18 protein-coding genes are annotated in these 16009 nt (G+C 66.2%); 15 read left to right on the forward strand and 3 right to left on the reverse strand.

Annotated features, from left to right (window positions below):
- The 3 genes from Amn_RS17875 to Amn_RS17885 are packed head-to-tail and all read left to right on the forward strand — an operon-like array spanning position 1 to position 2143.
- Positions 1-633, forward strand: a complete 633-nt coding sequence (locus Amn_RS17875; RefSeq protein ID WP_182573478.1) for a precorrin-8X methylmutase — start codon at positions 1-3, stop codon at positions 631-633.
- Entirely contained in the window at positions 630-1382 is a 753-nt protein-coding gene (locus tag Amn_RS17880) for a precorrin-2 C(20)-methyltransferase (protein ID WP_182573479.1), read from the forward strand. The genes Amn_RS17875 and Amn_RS17880 overlap by 4 nt, the downstream gene beginning before the upstream one ends.
- A complete protein-coding gene (locus Amn_RS17885; protein ID WP_154383879.1) occupies positions 1379-2143 on the forward strand; it encodes a precorrin-3B C(17)-methyltransferase in 765 nt (254 codons plus the stop codon). The genes Amn_RS17880 and Amn_RS17885 overlap by 4 nt, the downstream gene beginning before the upstream one ends.
- Here Amn_RS17885 and Amn_RS17890 read toward each other — a convergent pair.
- Positions 2107-2874, reverse strand: a complete 768-nt coding sequence (locus Amn_RS17890; protein ID WP_182573528.1) for a cobalt-precorrin-6A reductase — start codon at positions 2872-2874, stop codon at positions 2107-2109. The genes Amn_RS17885 and Amn_RS17890 overlap by 37 nt on opposite strands.
- A gap of 1 nt (position 2875) precedes the next feature.
- On the opposite strand from Amn_RS17890, the gene cbiE reads away from it, so the two are divergent.
- From cbiE to cobM, 3 genes are read left to right on the forward strand one after another with little or no spacing between them, the layout of a single operon-like run.
- On the forward strand, positions 2876-4108 hold the full coding sequence (gene cbiE / locus Amn_RS17895; RefSeq protein ID WP_286290835.1) for a precorrin-6y C5,15-methyltransferase (decarboxylating) subunit CbiE: 1233 nt from the start codon (positions 2876-2878) through the stop codon (positions 4106-4108).
- The gene (locus tag Amn_RS17900) at positions 4105-4491 is read left to right on the forward strand and encodes a cobalamin biosynthesis protein (RefSeq protein WP_067960673.1); all 387 of its coding nucleotides are present in this window, start codon (positions 4105-4107) and stop codon (positions 4489-4491) included. Before cbiE ends, Amn_RS17900 begins: the two co-directional genes overlap by 4 nt.
- Complete coding sequence (gene cobM, locus Amn_RS17905; protein ID WP_286290836.1) at positions 4488-5252, forward strand: precorrin-4 C(11)-methyltransferase; 765 nt, start codon at positions 4488-4490, stop codon at positions 5250-5252. The genes Amn_RS17900 and cobM overlap by 4 nt, the downstream gene beginning before the upstream one ends.
- On the opposite strand, the gene Amn_RS17910 is transcribed toward cobM, so the two are convergent.
- Positions 5219-6334: a cobalt-precorrin-5B (C(1))-methyltransferase gene (locus tag Amn_RS17910; RefSeq protein ID WP_246340550.1), complete on the reverse strand. Its 1116-nt coding sequence runs from the start codon at positions 6332-6334 to the stop codon at positions 5219-5221. The two genes, cobM and Amn_RS17910, sit on opposite strands and share 34 nt — an antisense overlap.
- Positions 6335-6387: 53 nt before the next feature.
- Here Amn_RS17910 and cobA point away from each other — a divergent pair, with 53 nt between their 5' ends.
- The 9 genes from cobA (at position 6388) to Amn_RS17955 (ending at position 15021) form a co-directional block, all read left to right on the forward strand.
- Entirely contained in the window at positions 6388-7173 is a 786-nt protein-coding gene (gene cobA, locus Amn_RS17915) for a uroporphyrinogen-III C-methyltransferase (protein ID WP_067960668.1), read from the forward strand.
- The gene (locus tag Amn_RS17920) at positions 7170-8483 is read left to right on the forward strand and encodes a cobyrinic acid a,c-diamide synthase CobB (RefSeq protein WP_067960665.1); all 1314 of its coding nucleotides are present in this window, start codon (positions 7170-7172) and stop codon (positions 8481-8483) included. The genes cobA and Amn_RS17920 overlap by 4 nt, the downstream gene beginning before the upstream one ends.
- Before the next feature lie 4 nt (positions 8484-8487).
- The gene (locus tag Amn_RS17925) at positions 8488-9243 is read left to right on the forward strand and encodes an adenosylcobinamide-GDP ribazoletransferase (RefSeq protein ID WP_182573485.1); all 756 of its coding nucleotides are present in this window, start codon (positions 8488-8490) and stop codon (positions 9241-9243) included.
- Positions 9244-9267: 24 nt separating this feature from the next.
- Entirely contained in the window at positions 9268-10278 is a 1011-nt protein-coding gene (gene cobT, locus Amn_RS17930) for a nicotinate-nucleotide--dimethylbenzimidazole phosphoribosyltransferase (protein ID WP_154383873.1), read from the forward strand.
- A 191-nt stretch (positions 10279-10469) separates the two neighbouring features.
- Positions 10470-11456, forward strand: a complete 987-nt coding sequence (gene cysP, locus Amn_RS17935; RefSeq protein ID WP_067960659.1) for a thiosulfate ABC transporter substrate-binding protein CysP — start codon at positions 10470-10472, stop codon at positions 11454-11456.
- Positions 11457-11637: 181 nt separating this feature from the next.
- Complete coding sequence (gene cysT / locus Amn_RS17940; RefSeq protein WP_115731505.1) at positions 11638-12459, forward strand: sulfate ABC transporter permease subunit CysT; 822 nt, start codon at positions 11638-11640, stop codon at positions 12457-12459.
- A gap of 1 nt (position 12460) precedes the next feature.
- Entirely contained in the window at positions 12461-13369 is a 909-nt protein-coding gene (cysW, locus tag Amn_RS17945; protein ID WP_286290837.1) for a sulfate ABC transporter permease subunit CysW, read from the forward strand.
- Positions 13366-14388, forward strand: coding sequence for a sulfate/molybdate ABC transporter ATP-binding protein (locus tag Amn_RS17950; protein WP_286290838.1), 1023 nt, complete (start codon positions 13366-13368; stop codon positions 14386-14388). Before cysW ends, Amn_RS17950 begins: the two co-directional genes overlap by 4 nt.
- 183 nt (positions 14389-14571) lie before the next feature.
- Positions 14572-15021 (forward strand): RrF2 family transcriptional regulator, encoded by a 450-nt coding sequence (locus Amn_RS17955; protein WP_067960647.1) that lies wholly within the window; start codon positions 14572-14574, stop codon positions 15019-15021.
- Between the two features lie 9 nt (positions 15022-15030).
- Here the strand turns inward: Amn_RS17955 and Amn_RS17960 are convergent, their stop codons facing one another.
- A complete protein-coding gene (locus Amn_RS17960) occupies positions 15031-15966 on the reverse strand; it encodes an LLM class flavin-dependent oxidoreductase (protein WP_185910103.1) in 936 nt (311 codons plus the stop codon).
- Between the last annotated feature and the right edge of the window lie 43 nt (positions 15967-16009).

Below are 16009 nucleotides of genomic sequence, written 5' to 3' on the forward strand. Positions count from 1 at the left end.
ATGGCCGCCTACGACTATATCCATGATGGCACGGCCATCTACGAACGCTCCTTCGCCATCATCCGCTCGGAGGCAGACCTCAAGCGCTTCTCCGAAGACGAGGCCGACGTTGCCGTGCGCATGATCCATGCCTGCGGCCTGGTCGAGGCGGCCGAACATTTCGTCTTCTCCGAAAACGTCGTCGCCGCTGCGCGCGGTGCGCTGAAGGCCGGCGCGCCGATCTTCTGCGACGCCGAAATGGTGGCGCGCGGGGTCACCCGCGCCCGTTTGCCCGCCGACAACGAAGTGATCTGCACACTGCGCGACCCGCGCACATCAGATATCGCCAGGGAGATCGGCAACACCCGATCGGCCGCCGCGATCGACCTCTGGGTCGACAGGCTCGCAGGCTCGGTCGTCGCCATCGGCAACGCGCCGACAGCCCTGTTCTACCTCCTCGAGAGACTGCGCGACGGCGCGCCCAAGCCTGCCGCCATCATCGGCATGCCGGTCGGCTTCGTCGGCGCGGCCGAATCGAAGGACGCCCTGGCAGAGAATTCCTATGGCGTGCCCTACGCCATCGTCCGCGGCCGCCTCGGCGGCAGCGCCATGACGGCCGCTGCCCTCAACTCGCTGGCGAGGCCCGGCGTATGAGCGCTCCCGCTGCAAAGGGTCGCCTCATCGGCGTCGGCACCGGGCCCGGCGATCCCGAACTTTTGACGCTCAAGGCCGTGCGCGCGCTGGCCGAGGCTGACGTGATCGCGCATTTCGCCAAGCGCGGTGCCAATGGCAACGCCCGCACCATCACCGATGCACATTTCCGCGACGACGTGATCGAGCTGCCGCTGATCTATCCGGTCACCATCGAGATCGACAAGGATCACGACGACTACCGCGCTGCCATTACGGGCTTCTACGAGGCGTCGGCGCAAGCGATAGCCGCCCATCTCGATCAGGGCCGTATGGTTGCGATCCTGTCGGAGGGCGACCCGCTGTTCTACGGCTCCTACATGCATCTGCATGTGCGCCTGTCGCATCTCTACCCGACCGAGGTCATCCCCGGCGTCACTGCCATGTCCGGCTGCTGGTCGCAGACGGGCGTGCCGATCGTCCAGGGCGACGACGTGTTGTCGGTACTGCCCGGCACGATGAGCGAGTTCGAGCTGACCCGCCGCCTCGCCGATACCGACGCTGCGGTCATCATGAAGGTCGGCCGCAACCTGCCGAAGATCCGCAAGGCGCTGGACGCGACCGGCAAGCTCGGCCGCGCGCTGTATGTCGAGCGCGGCACCATGCCCAACACCCAACACATGAAGCTGATGGACAAGACAGACGACAAGGCGCCCTATTTCGCCATCGTGCTGGTGCCCGGTTGGGCCGGCAAGCCGGGAGCGGACAATTGAGCGGCTCCCTCGTCGTCATCGGCCTCGGCCCCGGCAATCCGGACCAGATCACGCCGGAAGCCAGCCGCGCGGTCGCGGAAGCCAGCCATTTCTTCGGCTACAAGCCCTATCTCGACCGGCTTGAGCTGCGCCCTGACCAGACCCGCGTCGCCTCCGACAACCGCGAGGAGATCTCGCGCTCCAACGCCGCCCTCGATATGGCGGCAAGCGGCCACCACGTTGCTGTTGTCTCGGGGGGCGACCCCGGCGTCTTTGCCATGGCAGCCGCCGTCTGCGAGGCCATCGAGGCCGGCCCGAGGGCATGGCGCGACATCGAGTTGTCGGTCGTTCCAGGCGTCACCGCCATGCTGGCCGTGGCAGCCCGCGTCGGCGCACCGCTCGGCCACGATTTCTGCGCCATCAATCTGTCGGACAATCTCAAGCCATGGGATTTGATCGAGCGCCGGCTTGTCGCTGTCGCGCAGGCAGGCTTCGTCATCTCACTCTACAACCCCATCAGCAAGGCCCGTCCCTGGCAGCTCGGCAGCGCGTTGGAAACCCTGCGCAAGCATCTGCCTGCCACGACGCCCGTCATCTTCGGCCGCGCCGCCGGCCGGCCCGACGAGCGCATCGAGATCTTCACGCTTGGCGAAGCAGATGCGGCGAAGGCCGATATGGCGACCTGCGTCGTCATCGGCTCGCCCGAGACGCGCCTGATCGAACGCGACGGCAAGCCCCCGCTGGTCTACACGCCGCGTTTTTCCGCCGGAGCGGCGAAATGATCGACAAGATCGGCCATGGCAGCCACATCAGGTGCGGACGGCACCTCGGGAAGCTGCGGCCGGCGGAAGAGGATCACCTCGATGCCGAGTTGCCGCGCTGCCGCGATCTTGCCGTAGGTCGCCTGCCCGCCGCTGTTCTTGGCGACGATGACGTCGATCCTGTGTGCCTCGAGCAACGCCCGCTCATCCGCTTCGCGAAACGGCCCGCGCGCCAGAATGTAGGTCGCGTCGGCCACGCCGAGCGGCGGCTCTATCGGATCGACGCTGCGAATGACATAGCCGTGCTGGGGGGCTGTCTCGAAGGCCGCGACCTCCTGCCGACCGAGCGCCAGGAACACGCGGCGCGAGCTCTGGCCCAGCGCGGCGACAGCCTGTTCGGCGTCTTCCACCAGCGTCCAGCTGTCACCTTCGACCGGCTCCCAGCCGGGACGGCGCAGGGCGAAGATCGGCACACCCGATATCCGAGCCGCCTCCGCCGCATTGGCCGAGATGCGCGCCGCATAAGGATGCGTGGCGTCGATCAGGAGATCGGTCTTGTGCCCGGCCAGCCAATCGGCCAGCCCCTGCGCGCCGCCGAAGCCACCGGTTCGTACCGGCACCGGCTGCTCGACAGGGTTTTCGGTCCGGCCCGCCAGCGAAAGCAAGATGTCGAGATCGCCACGGGAGGCGAGCCTGGCCGCCAGCTGCCGCGCTTCGGTGGTTCCGCCCAGGATCAGAATACGGTGGGTCATCATGCCTGCTGAACTCGACGCCCCGATGCAAGAATGGCTGACCGTCATCGGCATCGGCGAGGACGGTGTAGCGGGTCTCGGCGACGAGGCCAAGCGCGCAATATCAGGCGCTGCCTACGTCTTCGGCGGCAAGCGTCATCTGGCGCTGGCAGCAACGCTCATCACGGGCGCGGCTCGCCCATGGCCGACGCCCTTCGACAGCGAAATGCGTGACGTGGTCGCCCTGCACGGCGAAAATGTCTGCGTGCTGGCTTCGGGCGACCCGTTCCTGCACGGCGTCGGCGCCACCCTTTCCCGCGTCGTGCCGTCAGCGGACATGCGGGTCCTTCCGGCCCCATCTGCTTTCTCGTTGGCCGCCTCGCGGCTGGGCTGGGCGCTGCAGGACATCGAAACGGTTTCGCTCCACGGCCACGCCATCGATCTGATCCGCCCGTTGCTGCAGCCGGGCGCGCGCATCATTGCACTCACCTCGGATGGCGAAGCGCCGGCCCAGATCGCAGCCCTTGTCACCGGCAACGGTTTCGGCGCTTCGCGTTTGACGGTGCTCGAAGCGCTCGGTGGAGAAAGCGAGCGCATCCGCGCCACGACAGCCAGTGGCTTCGACCTCGAAAACATCAATCCGCTCAACGTCCTGGCGCTCGAGCTTGAATCCGGATCGCAGGCACGGATCCTGCCGCTTGCCTCAGGTCTCGCCGACGACTTGTTCGAGCATGACGGCCAGATCACCAAGCGCGAGATCCGCGCGGTCACGCTTTCCACCCTCGCGCCCCGCCGCGGGGAGTTGCTGTGGGATATCGGCGCCGGCTCCGGCTCGATATCCGTCGAATGGATGCTGTGTCACACCTCGCTGCGCGCCATCGCCATCGAGCACAATGCCGAGCGCGCCGAGGGCATCGAGCGCAATGCCGGCGCCTGCGGCGTGCCCGGCCTCACGGTTGTCAGGGGCGCAGCGCCTGACGCGCTGATCGGCCTGCCGACGCCAGACGTCATCTTCATCGGCGGCGGCGGTTCGGACGCCGGCGTCTTCGATGCGGCAATCGCAGCACTTCGATCAGGCGGTCGCCTCGTCGCCAACGCCGTCACGCTCGAAATGGAAACATTGCTGCTGTCGCACCATGCCGCGCATGGCGGCGATCTTCTGCGCCTTCAAGTCTCCCGCGCCGCCCCTGTTGGCTCGATGACCGGCTGGCGGCCGGCAATGCCGGTCACACAGTGGAGCTGGGTGAAGCCATGATGGTTGCAGGCATTGGCTGCCGCAAAGGCGCAGCAGGCGAAGACATCCTCTCGGCAATCGAAACCGCGCTCGAGGCGCACGGCCTTGTCGTCACAGCACTTTCGGCGCTGGCCACCGCCAGCCTGAAACGTGACGAGCCCGGTATTCTTGCAGCCGCACGCCGGCTCGACCTGCCGCTGCTCGTCATGGACGACGCGGCACTCGCCGCCGCCGCATCCCGTACGTCCAGCCAGTCGCAAGCCTCATTGGAGGCAGCCGGCACGCCATCCGTATCGGAGGCCGCCGCGCTCGCCGCTGCCGGCGCGGATGCCGCACTGCTTGGCCCGCGCATATCAGTCGGCCCCGCAACCTGCGCCATAGCCACCTCTGGAGCCACAGCTTGACCGTTCACTTCATCGGCGCCGGCCCGGGCGCGGCAGACCTCATCACCGTGCGCGGCAGCCGCCTGCTCGGCTCCTGCCCGGTCTGCCTCTATGCCGGTTCCATCGTTGCGCCGGAGCTTCTGACCTATTGCCGCGCCGACGCCCGGCTGGTCGACACGGCACCGATGTCGCTCGACGAGATCGAGGCGCAATATGTCGCCGCCCACAAGGCCGGGCATGACGTCGCGCGGCTGCATTCGGGTGACCTGTCGGTGTGGAGTGCGGTCGCCGAACAGATCCGGCGACTGGAAAAGAACGGCATTCCCTACACGCTGACCCCCGGCGTACCATCCTTCGCGGCGGCAGCGGCGGCGCTGAAGCGCGAGCTGACGATCCCCGAAGTCGCCCAGAGCCTGGTGCTGACCCGCACCTCCGGCCGCGCCTCGAAGATGCCTCCGGGCGAAACGCTTGCCGGCTTCGGCCGCACCGGCGCCACGCTTGCCGTCCACCTGTCGATCCACGCCATCGACCGCGTCGTGACTGAGCTGACACCGCATTACGGTCCGGATTGCCCCGTGGCGGTCGTCTTCCGCGCCTCCTGGCCGGACGAGCGCATCGTCAGGGCCACGCTTTCGACCATAGCAGCCGAGTTGGCAAAGGACCCTATCGAGCGCACCGCCATCATCTTCGTCGGCCAGTCGCTGGCAGCGCAAGATTTCCGCGAAAGCTCGCTCTACGACGCTTATTATCAGCGCCGCTTCAGGGGCCGCGACGGGCTATGAGAGGCCGCGAAGGGCGCATGCCCCATCAGCTCTCCCTCGCGGTTGAAGACCAGGATTTCGACCGCGATATCGAGCTTGTCGAACACGCTTGCCGCCGTGCGCCAGGCCGCAGCAGCGACCGCGTCACCTATGCCGATGCCCGCCTTGTTGGCCTCGATGAAGGCCTCGGCGACGGTGTTCGCGTCCTTGATGCGGGCTTCGAGTCCGGTGTCTGCTCCGGCCCCGACGGCGATGGCTGCCAGGCCGTCGAGATCGGCCGAACCGCGGCTCGAATGCAGGTCGAGCAGGCCTTGCGCCAGCTTGGTCATCTTGGCGACGCCGCCGGCAATGGTGACCTTTGCCACCGGGTGGGCGCGAATATATTTCAGCATGCCGCCGACGAAGTCGCCCATGTCGATCAACTGCACCTCGTGAAGACCATGGAATTTCTGCACCGCCAGCTCGGAAGTGTTGCCGGTGGAACCCGCCACATGGTCGAAACCCATGGCGCGGGCCACGTCGACGCCGCGATGGATGGAGTGGATCCAGGCCGAGCAGGAATAGGGAATGACGATGCCCGTCGTCCCCAGGATCGAGATGCCGCCCAAGATGCCAAGGCGCGGGTTGAGCGTCTTCAGCGCCATTTCCTCGCCGCCGGCGACGGAAATCTCGACCTCTACATCAGCCCCTTCGCCCAGCACCTCGGCCACGACGCCGGCAATCATCTTGCGCGGCACCGGGTTGATCGATGCTTCGCCGGGCGGAATCGGCAGGCCCGGCCGCGTCACCGTGCCGACGCCCTTGCCCGCCTTGTAGACAAGACCGCTGCCGGCAGCGCCCGGCCGCACCGTGCTCATGACCAGCGCACCATGCGTGACGTCAGGGTCGTCGCCGGCATCCTTGACGATACCGGCCATGGCCAGGCCGTCGCCGCGTTCGTTTCTCGCCAGCGCAAAGGCCACGTTCTGCCCGCCCGGCAGCACGATCTCCACCGGATCGGGAAACGCACCCGCCTTCAATGCCACGCACGCCGCCTTGGTGGCGGCAGTGGCGCAGGCGCCGGTGGTCCAGCCGCGCTTGAGCGGACGATCTTCTTCATTCATGACGCGATCTATAGGCTGGCACAGCCTGTGCGTCATCGGCGAAAGCGACACGCATGACACTCGAAAACGCTATCACGCGTTTGAATTACAAGCAGCACGTGCTCGAACCGGGCCATGTATGGCTGGCCGGCGCCGGCCCCGGCGATCCCGGTCTGCTGACACTCGACGTCCTGTCGGCGCTGGCCCAGGCCGATGCGCTGGTGCATGACGCGCTGGTCTCGCCCGAGATCGTTGCGGTTGCCGAACAGGCGGAAAAATTCTTCGTCGGCAAGCGCGGCGGCCGGCTGTCGATCCCGCAGGGCGACATCAATGCGCTGCTGGTCAGGCTGGCGCGCGAAGGCCGCAAGGTCGTGCGGCTCAAGGGCGGCCATCCCTTCGTCTTCGGGCGTGGTGCCGAAGAAGCGCTGGTGCTGACCCGAGAGAACATTCCCTGGCGCGTGCTCTCGGGCATCACCTCGGCCTTCGGCGGCCTCTCCTCCGCCGGCATTCCAGCCACCATGCGCGGCGTCAACGGCGCGATCATCCTCGCCACCGGCTTTGCCGCCGTCAGCGACGACCGGCCCGACTGGGCAGCGCTTGCCCGCACCGGCCAGCCCATCGTCATCTATATGGGCCTGACACACATGGCCGAGACGGTGACGGAGCTTCTGCGCGGCGGACTGTCGACCGACACGCCTGCAGCCTTTGTCGAGAACGCCTCGACGCCGGAGGAACGCACGGTCACCGCCACGCTCGGCACACTGGTTGCCACCGCCGAGCGCGAAAAGGTCGTCTCGCCGGCCCTCATCGTCGTCGGCGGCATTGTCTCGCTGCGCGCCGAGCTGATTGGACGGAAATGACGGCGCGTGGGCTCATCATCGGCGCCCCACGCTCGGGCTCGGGCAAGACCAGCGTAACGATTGGCCTGCTGCGCGCGCTCGCGCGCCGCGGCATCAAGGTGCGTGGCGCGAAATCGGGACCGGACTACATCGATCCCGGCTTCCACGCTGCCGCAACCGGCCGGCCCGGCGTCAATCTCGACAGCTGGGCCATGGCGCCGTCGCTGCTCAACGCATTGGCCGCCGATGCATCGGCCGAAGCCGAGATGGTGATCCTCGAAAGCGCCATGGGCCTGTTCGACGGCATCCCCGCGGAGACAGGCCGCTCGGGTGCGGCTGCCGATCTCGCCCGTCTCTACGGCCTGCCGGTGCTTCTGGTGCTCGACGTCTCCGGCCAGTCGCAGACAGCGGCGGCCATCGCCAAGGGTTTTGCCACCTACGACCCCGGCGTCCGGATCGCGGGCGTGGTGCTCAACAGGCTCGGCAGCGACCGTCACCGCAAGCTTGCCGGCGACGCCATCGAGGCGCTCGGTCTGCCCGTCGTCGGCGCCATCCTGCGCGACCCGACCTTGTCCATTCCAGAACGCCATCTCGGCCTCGTCCAGGCCGAAGAGCATGCTGACCTCTTCGCCCACATCGAAAAGCTCGCCGACATGGTCGAGCGCTCGCTCGACCTCGATGCCATCGTCGAACTGGCGACGCCGCTGGCGCCAATGTCTGGCGACCAATCCTTCGCCCTGCCGCCGCCCGGACAGCGCATCGCGCTCGCCCAGGATGCCGCCTTCACCTTCCTTTACCCGCACCTCGCCGCCCACTGGCGCGCCATGGGCGCGGAGCTGGTTCCGTTCTCGCCGCTCGCCGACCAGGCGCCCGACGCCACCTGCGACATCTGCTGGCTGCCGGGCGGCTATCCCGAACTCCATGCCGGCCGCCTCGCCGCAGCTGGCACCTTCCTGTCGGGCACCCGCCGTTTTGCCGACACCAAGCCGGTCCATGGCGAGTGCGGTGGCTTCATGGTGCTCGGCGGTTCCATCGAGGACGCCGATGGCGCCACCCACGCAATGCTCGGCCTGCTCGGCCATGCCACCAGCTTCGCCAAGCGCAAGATGAACCTCGGCTACCGCCAGGCCAGACTTTCGGCACCTTGCCCGCTTGGCTCCGAGGGCAGCGTCGTCAGGGGGCACGAGTTCCATTACGCCCAGACGGTTGTTGCAGGCGACGATACGCCACTCGGGCAACTGGCCGATGGCCAGGGCAAGCCGCTCGGCAGCTTCGGCGGCCGGCGCGGCCATGTTACCGGCACCTTCTTCCACGCGATCGCGCGAGGCTGAGACGATGACGCCGGCGACGATCTTCGACGACATCCGCCTCGGCCTCGTCTTCTTCACGCGCCTGCCGCTGCCGCATTTCGAGGTCAGGGATCGTTCGCTCGCCGACGCCATCTGGACTGCGCCGCTCGTCGGCTTCGTCGTGGCGGTCCTGGCCTGGCTCGCCTTCGCTGCCGGACAAGCCCTCGGCCTCGCCGAAGGCCCGACTGCCGCACTGGCCATCGCTGCCGCCATGCTGGTCACCGGTTGCCTGCATGAGGACGGCCTGTCCGACACATCAGACGGTTTCGGCGGCGGACGTACACGCGAGCGCAAGCTCGAGATCATGCGCGACAGCTGCATCGGCAGCTATGGCGCGGCAGCGCTGGCGCTGTCGATCCTGGCGCGCTGGAGCGCGATCGTCGAAATCGAAGACCCCGCCCCTGTTTTCGCCGCCCTCGTCGCCGCTCATGTCGGCTCGCGCGCACTGATCCCCGCCTTCATGCAGAACCTGCCCCAGGCCCGCGCCGACGGCCTTGCCGCCGGCGTCGGCACAGTCGCCGACGGGGCAGTGATCGCCGCCCTCGCCATCGGCGCCGCAGGCCTGCTGTTCCTCGGGCTCAGCGGCGCGGTCGTCGCGGCGTTGTGCCTCGCCCTCCTCTTCTTCGCCTTCAGAAAGCTCTGCCTCGCCCAGATCGGCGGCCAGAGCGGCGACACCATCGGCGCTCTGCAGCAAATGGCCGAAATCGCCCTGCTGTTTGTCGCATCCGCCATCCTTGCTTGATTCTGTTTTGGAGTATTCACTGCCATGGCCTTCAAATCGCTCAATGAATTGCGCCAAGCTTGCCTCGACCTGCCGGCCGGCAGCGACGCCGCAGCGGATGCCGTCGCCCGCCGCCAGGACACGCTGACCAAGCCGCGCGGCAGCCTCGGCAAGCTCGAACAGATCGCCGCCTGGCTCGGCCGCTGGCAGGGCCGCGAGATGCCGAGGCTCGACGAGGTCAAGGTCATCGTCTTCGCCGGCAACCATGGCGTCACCGCCCAGGGCGTGTCGGCCTATCCGTCGGAGGTGACGGTACAGATGGTCGCCAACTTCGCCGGCGGCGGCGCTGCCATCAACCAACTCGCCCGCCTTGCCGGCGCCGAACTCGCGGTCATCCCGCTCGAGCTCGATCGCCCCACGGGTGACTTCACCCAGACGGCGGCCATGGACGAAGCCGATTTCCTCGCCGCCGTCTCGACCGGCTATGACGCGGTGACGCCTGATCTCGATCTCGTCTGCTTCGGCGAAATGGGCATCGGCAACACCACACCCGCCGCGGCCATCGCCGCAGGCCTGTTCGGCGGCACCGGCCGCCAGTGGGCCGGCCGCGGCACGGGCGTCGACGATAGTGGCCTGGCCCGCAAGTTCGCCGCCATCGATGCCGGCCTCGCCCGTCATGCCGCCACGCTCGCCGATCCGCTGGCTGTCGCCGCCAATCTCGGCGGCCGCGAACTCGCCGCCATCCTCGGCGCCACGCTGGCCGCGCGCCACCACAACGTGCCCGTCCTGCTCGACGGCTTCGTCGTCACGGCAGCAGCTGCCCCCTTGGCAAAACTCCACCCAGAAGGCCTTGCCCACACGCTGTCGGCCCATGTCTCCGCCGAGGCAGGCCATCGCCAGCTGCTCGAAACCCTGAAGCTCGCGCCGCTGCTCGACATGGGGATGCGGCTCGGCGAAGGTTCGGGCGCCTGCGTGGCCGTCAATCTCGTCCGTTCGGCGCTGGAATGCCACGCCAGAATGGCAAGCTTCGCCGAGGCCGGTGTCACCGAAAAATAGTTAGGCATTCCGCAGGAAGGCGGTCGCACATCTCAAGCCTAGAAATCGATTTCTTCGTTTGACAAAACGATAGAAGAAAATTCTTCATACAAGCGCAGAGGCAATCCACCTCTGCCTCTACCTGAAACAGGCCCGCAGCTATGTTGCGGCAAAGTTTAGCCATTTGCCGCTTGTCTCAGGAGAATGCCCCCATGAAACGTTTCCTTCTTGTCGGCGTAGCACTTGCCGCCATGCTCGCCGGCCCACTGCAGGCGTCTGCCGCCGACAAGCTGCTCAACGCGTCTTACGACGTCGCCCGCGAACTGTTCGCTGCCGAGAATGCCGCCTTCATCGCCAAGAATCCGGGTGTCACGCTCGACCAGTCGCATGCCGGCACCTCCAAGCAGGCACGCGCCATCGTCGAAGGACTTGAAGCCGACGTCGTCACCTTCAACCAGGTCACCGATATCGAGTTCCTGGTCAAGAACGGCTTTGTATCAGACGACTGGAAGAAGGATTTCGCCAACCAAGCCTCGCCCTTCTATTCGCTGCCGTCCTTCCTCGTCCGCGCCGGCAACCCCAAGGGCATCAAGGACTGGTCCGACCTGGTCCGCGACGACGTGAAGGTCGTCTTCCCCAATCCGAAGACCTCGGGCAATGCGCGCTATACCTATCTGGCGGCAACCGCCTACGCCAAGGAAGCATTCAAGGGTGACGAGGCCAAGGTCAAGGAGTTCGTGACCAAGCTGTTCGACAACGTGCCGGTGTTCGACACCGGCGGCCGCGCCGCCACCACCACCTTCGTCGAGCGCAACATCGGCGACGTGCTGATCACCTTCGAGGCCGAGACCCGCTCGATCGCCAAGGAATATGGTTCCGACAAGGTCGAGAGCGTCATCCCCTCGGTCAGCCTGCTCGCCGAATTCCCCGTCGCCATCGTCGACAAGGTCGTCGACAAGCGCGGCTCGCGCGATCTGGCAAAGTCCTATCTCGATTTCCTCTACACGCCGGAAGGCCAGCGCATTGCCGCCCAACACGGCAACCGTGTCCACGAGCCTTCGGTCGCCACCGAATTCAAGGAGCAGTTCCCCGATGTTCGCCTGGTCACTGTGGAAGATGTCTTTGGCGGCTGGGACAAGGTCCAGAAGGAACATTTCGGTTCCGGCGGCCTGCTTGAAGAGATTTACGGCGAGCGTTGACCTCAGTGCATGACCCCGGAAATCAATATCGATTTTCGGAAGAGGATCATGCACAACTCAGACTGCTACGGGGTCCTTTGCGCGTCCAACAAGGACGCGCGGCACCGTCGTCGTTATCGTGGAGAATTGGAGAGCCGGCCATGCCGGCTTTCCGCATTGTTGTATCCGGGAAGGCATTTCAGTGGCGCGCCGCATTCTGCCGGGGTTTCCCCTGGCACTGGGGATAACCCTCGTCTACGTCTCGATCATCGTCGTGCTGCCGCTCGGCGCGCTGGTGTTCAAGGCGGCCAGCCTCGGCTTCGAGGACTACTGGCGCATCGTCTCGTCGCCGCGCGCGGTCGCCAGCTACCGGGTCACGGCCCTTTCGGCGCTCGCTGCCACTGCCTTCAACCTCGTCTTCGGCATGGCGCTGGCGTGGGTGCTGGTGCGCTACCGTTTTCCCGGCCGCCGCTTCATCGACGCGCTCGTCGACCTGCCCTTTGCACTGCCGACGGCGGTCGCCGGCATCGCCTTGACGACATTGTTCGCCGAAAACGGCTGGTTTGGACAGGCGCTTGCCCAGGCCGGCATCAAGGTTGCTTACACCCCGCTCGGCATCATGGTCGCCATGGCCTTCACCAGCCTGCCCTTCATCGTGCGCACCGTGCAGCCGGTACTGGAAGACCTCGACCCCGCACTTGAGGAAGCGGCCCAGACGCTCGGCGGCAGCGACCGGTCGATCTTCCTGCGCGTTATCCTGCCGCTGCTGGCGCCCGCGCTGCTGGCCGGCCTGTCCTTGTCCTTTGCCCGCAGCTTGGGCGAGTTCGGCGCCATCATCTTTATCGCCGGCAACCAGCCGATGTCGACCGAGATCACGGCGTTGCTCGCGTTCATCCGGCTCGAGGAATACGACTACCAGGCCGCTGCGGCGATCGCCTCGGTGCTGCTCATCACAGCCTTCCTAATGCTCGCCATCACCAACATCCTGCAGGCACGTGCCCTGCGCTACACGGCGAGGGGCTGAGATGAGCAATTCCGTCAAGGGCCGCCCGTCCCGCGTCGGCGACGCGCCGGCCTTCCGCCGCGCGCTCATCGGCATCGTGCTGACGCTGGTCGCCATCGTCATCGTCGCGCCGCTGGTCGTCATCGGCTACCAGGCCTTCTCGCAAGGTATCGCGGTCTATGCCGCCGCGATCGCCCATCCCGACACGCTGCACGCCATCGGCCTGACTGTGGTCACCGCGCTCATCGCCGTGCCCATCAACACCGCCTTCGGCGTTGCCGCCGCCTGGGCAATTACAAAGTTCGATTTCCCGGGACGCCGCTTCCTGCTGGTGGTGATCGAAATCCCGTTCTCCATCTCGCCCATCGTCGCGGGCGTCGCCTATCTCTTCGTCTACGGCCTGCAGGGCCTGTTCGGCCCGGCGCTGGAGCAGGCTGACATCAAGATCCTGTTCGCCCTGCCCGGTATCGTGCTCGCCTCGATGTTCGTCACCGCTCCCTTCGTCGCCCGTGAGCTGATCCCGCTGATGCAGGCGCAAGGGCGCGATCTGGAAGAAGCCGCGACATCGCTCGGCGCGTCGGGCTGGCGTACCTTCTTCTCGGTCACCCTGCCCAACATCCGCTGGGCGCTGCTCTATGGCGTGGTGCTGTGCAATGCGCGCGTCATGGGTGAGTTCGGCGCCGTGTCGGTGGTGTCAGGCAATATCCGCGGCCAGACCAACACGCTGCCGCTGCATATCGAACTGCTCTACCACGACTACCAGACCGCGGGCGCCTTCGCCGCGGCCTCGATCCTGGCCCTGCTCGCCGTCGTCACCCTCGCTGCCAAGGTGCTGCTCGAGCGCCAAGGCGCCGGCCGCGCCCGTCGTCGCCCCGCGCTTGCAGCCCCCGTAGCCGCACCCAAGACCGCTTCCGCTGAGGTTCCGTCATGAAAATCCGCCTCGACAACGTCGTGAAGACCTTCGAGACCTTCCGCGCCGTCCATGGCGTCTCGCTTGAAATCGAGAGCGGCGAACTGGTGGCCCTGCTCGGACCTTCCGGCTCGGGCAAGACCACCATCCTGCGCATGGTCGCCGGCCTCGAATATGCCGACGCCGGCCACATCTATTTCGGCGCCGAGGATGCCACCGACATTCCGGTGCGCGACCGTGGCGTCGGTTTCGTCTTCCAGCACTATGCGCTGTTCCCGCATATGACGGTTGCCGAGAATATCGCCTTCGGCATGAAGGTCTCGAAGCAGCGCCGCGACAAGACTGCCATCGATGCTCGCGTCGCCGACCTGCTGCGCCTCGTCCAGCTCGAAGGCCTGGCCGAACGTTTCCCCGGCCAGATTTCAGGCGGACAGCGCCAGCGCGTCGCCCTTGCGCGAGCGCTCGCCGTCGATCCCAAGGTACTCTTGCTCGACGAACCTTTCGGTGCGCTTGACGCCAATGTCCGCCGCGACCTGCGCCGCTGGCTGCGCGAGATCCATCAGGAGCTCGGCATCACCACTTTGTTCGTCACCCACGACCAGGAGGAAGCGCTCGACCTCGCCGACCGCGTCGTCATCCTCGACAAGGGCCAGATCGTCCAGCAGGGCACGCCCGAAGAGGTCTGCCGCAACCCCGCATCCGCCTTCGTCATGAATTTCCTCGGTGACACCAACCGCATTTCCGCAGCCGTGGCCGGCGGCATAGCCCGCCTTGGCGAGGCACAGATCCCCGCCCCCGGCTTTGCTGACGGCCCGGTCGAAATCTTCCTGCGCCCGAGCGATCTCAGCTGGAGCAGCAGCGGCGCCGGCATCCCCGCAACCGTCGCCCGCGTCATCGACCGGCCTGCCGGACGGCGCATTCTGGCGCTGACGGCAACGGGCGAAGCCGTCGAACTCGACGTCGCGCCTGAAACCCAGGTCAGTGCCCGCGAGCAGGGCATCATCACCATCGAACGCGCCAGGGTATATGCGGCAGGCTGATTCTGCCGCGAATAGGGTCAAAACCCGCAAAACTTACGGAAAATCAACGCGTTTCGGCTTGTATATCAAGTCTGTGGAATTTATCTCTGGTGAAGGCCGGAATGCGATGGGGACGAATCGTTATCCTCGGCAAGCAACCTCACGCTGCGACTGGCAGCAGGAAGCCGATGACACGCGTTCGCCATGCTGACTAAAAAAGGCAAATACGGCCTCAAGGCCCTCGTTCACCTATCCCAACTGCCTGCCGGCCAGCTCGCTTTCGTCGGCGACATCGCGACCACCAACAAGATACCGAAAAAATTCCTCGACGCGATCCTAGGCGAACTCCGCAACGCCGGTTTCGTCCAGAGTCGTAAGGGCAAGGACGGCGGCTACCGCCTCGCCAAGCCTGCCGCCGAGATCAAGATCGGCCATGTCGTGCGTGTGCTCGACGGCCCGCTGGCACCGATCCCTTGCGCCAGCCGGACCCAGTACCAGCCCTGCGACGACTGCGACGAGGCGACCTGCCAGATCAGGCACATGATGCTCGAAGTTCGCCAGGCGATTGCCGGCGTGCTCGACAATCGCAGCCTCGCGCAGGTGCGCGACGCTGCCAATGACGACATTCTGAGCGACGCCCTGAACCACGCCTGACCGTGCCGGTCAGACAATGCGGCGCAGCACCACCGGCCGCTTGCGCAAATGGGTCGGCGCGGGATCATGGCGGCGAAATGCCTTGCGCAATGCCGGTATGACCTGACGCCCGAAGGCCTCAACCGCATCGGCATCGTCGAGCCCGTGGACGATGAAATCGCTCACTCCGAGTTCGACAAAGCCAGCCAGCACAGAAACGACGTGCTCCGGTTCACCCGTCAGCTGCCAATCCTGCTGCCCGCCCTCGCCAGCTTGCACATGCCCGACATGCACCGGCAAGGAGAAGCGGATGCGCTGGGCCCGACCGAACGGTTCGGCAGCAACCCTCACGCGTTCGATCAGCCGCAACGTGTCGTCGAAGCCACCCACCGGCAGCTCGAACCTGTCGGCGTGCCGGCCCGCGATCTTGAGCGCCGTGCCAGACAATCCGCCGAGTTGCAGCCGGATCACTGCGCCTTCGGCTGCCTTCATCGGCACGAAACCGCCATGGATGCGGTAGAACAGGCCCTCATGGTCGAAGGGCTGCGCATTGCTCCACAGCCGCTTGAGCAGCATCAGATATTCGTCGGTGCGCCCCAGCGTGGCGACGAGACCGCTGTCGTCATTGATCTCGCGCAGGTCGCGGCTTGGCGGCACCCGCAATGCCAGCCGGCCAGAGCCGATCTGGTCGAAGGCCGCAAACTGCCGGGCAGCCATCACCGGCGCCACGATTCCAGGCCAATGCGAGACGAGCACACCGATCGACTGCGTGCTGCGCAGCGCAAGCGACGCCAGGTCCATATTGGCAAGCAGGCCGCCCATGTCGTCGATGAGAACGCAGTCGAAGCCCGCCCTTTCGAGCTGGCGCAGCCTCTGCACGGCAACCGCCGTGTCTGAAAAGAAGGAAGAGTGAAGTTCGTCCTTGTCGGCAACGCCGCCCGGGCAATGGGTGAAGTCGATCTGCATCGCAAACTCCTTCATCTTGTCAGGAACAGTTATTGGCGCCGCC

This window comes from Aminobacter sp. Y103A (assembly GCF_030294925.1).
Taxonomy (GTDB): domain Bacteria; phylum Pseudomonadota; class Alphaproteobacteria; order Rhizobiales; family Rhizobiaceae; genus Aminobacter; species Aminobacter ciceronei.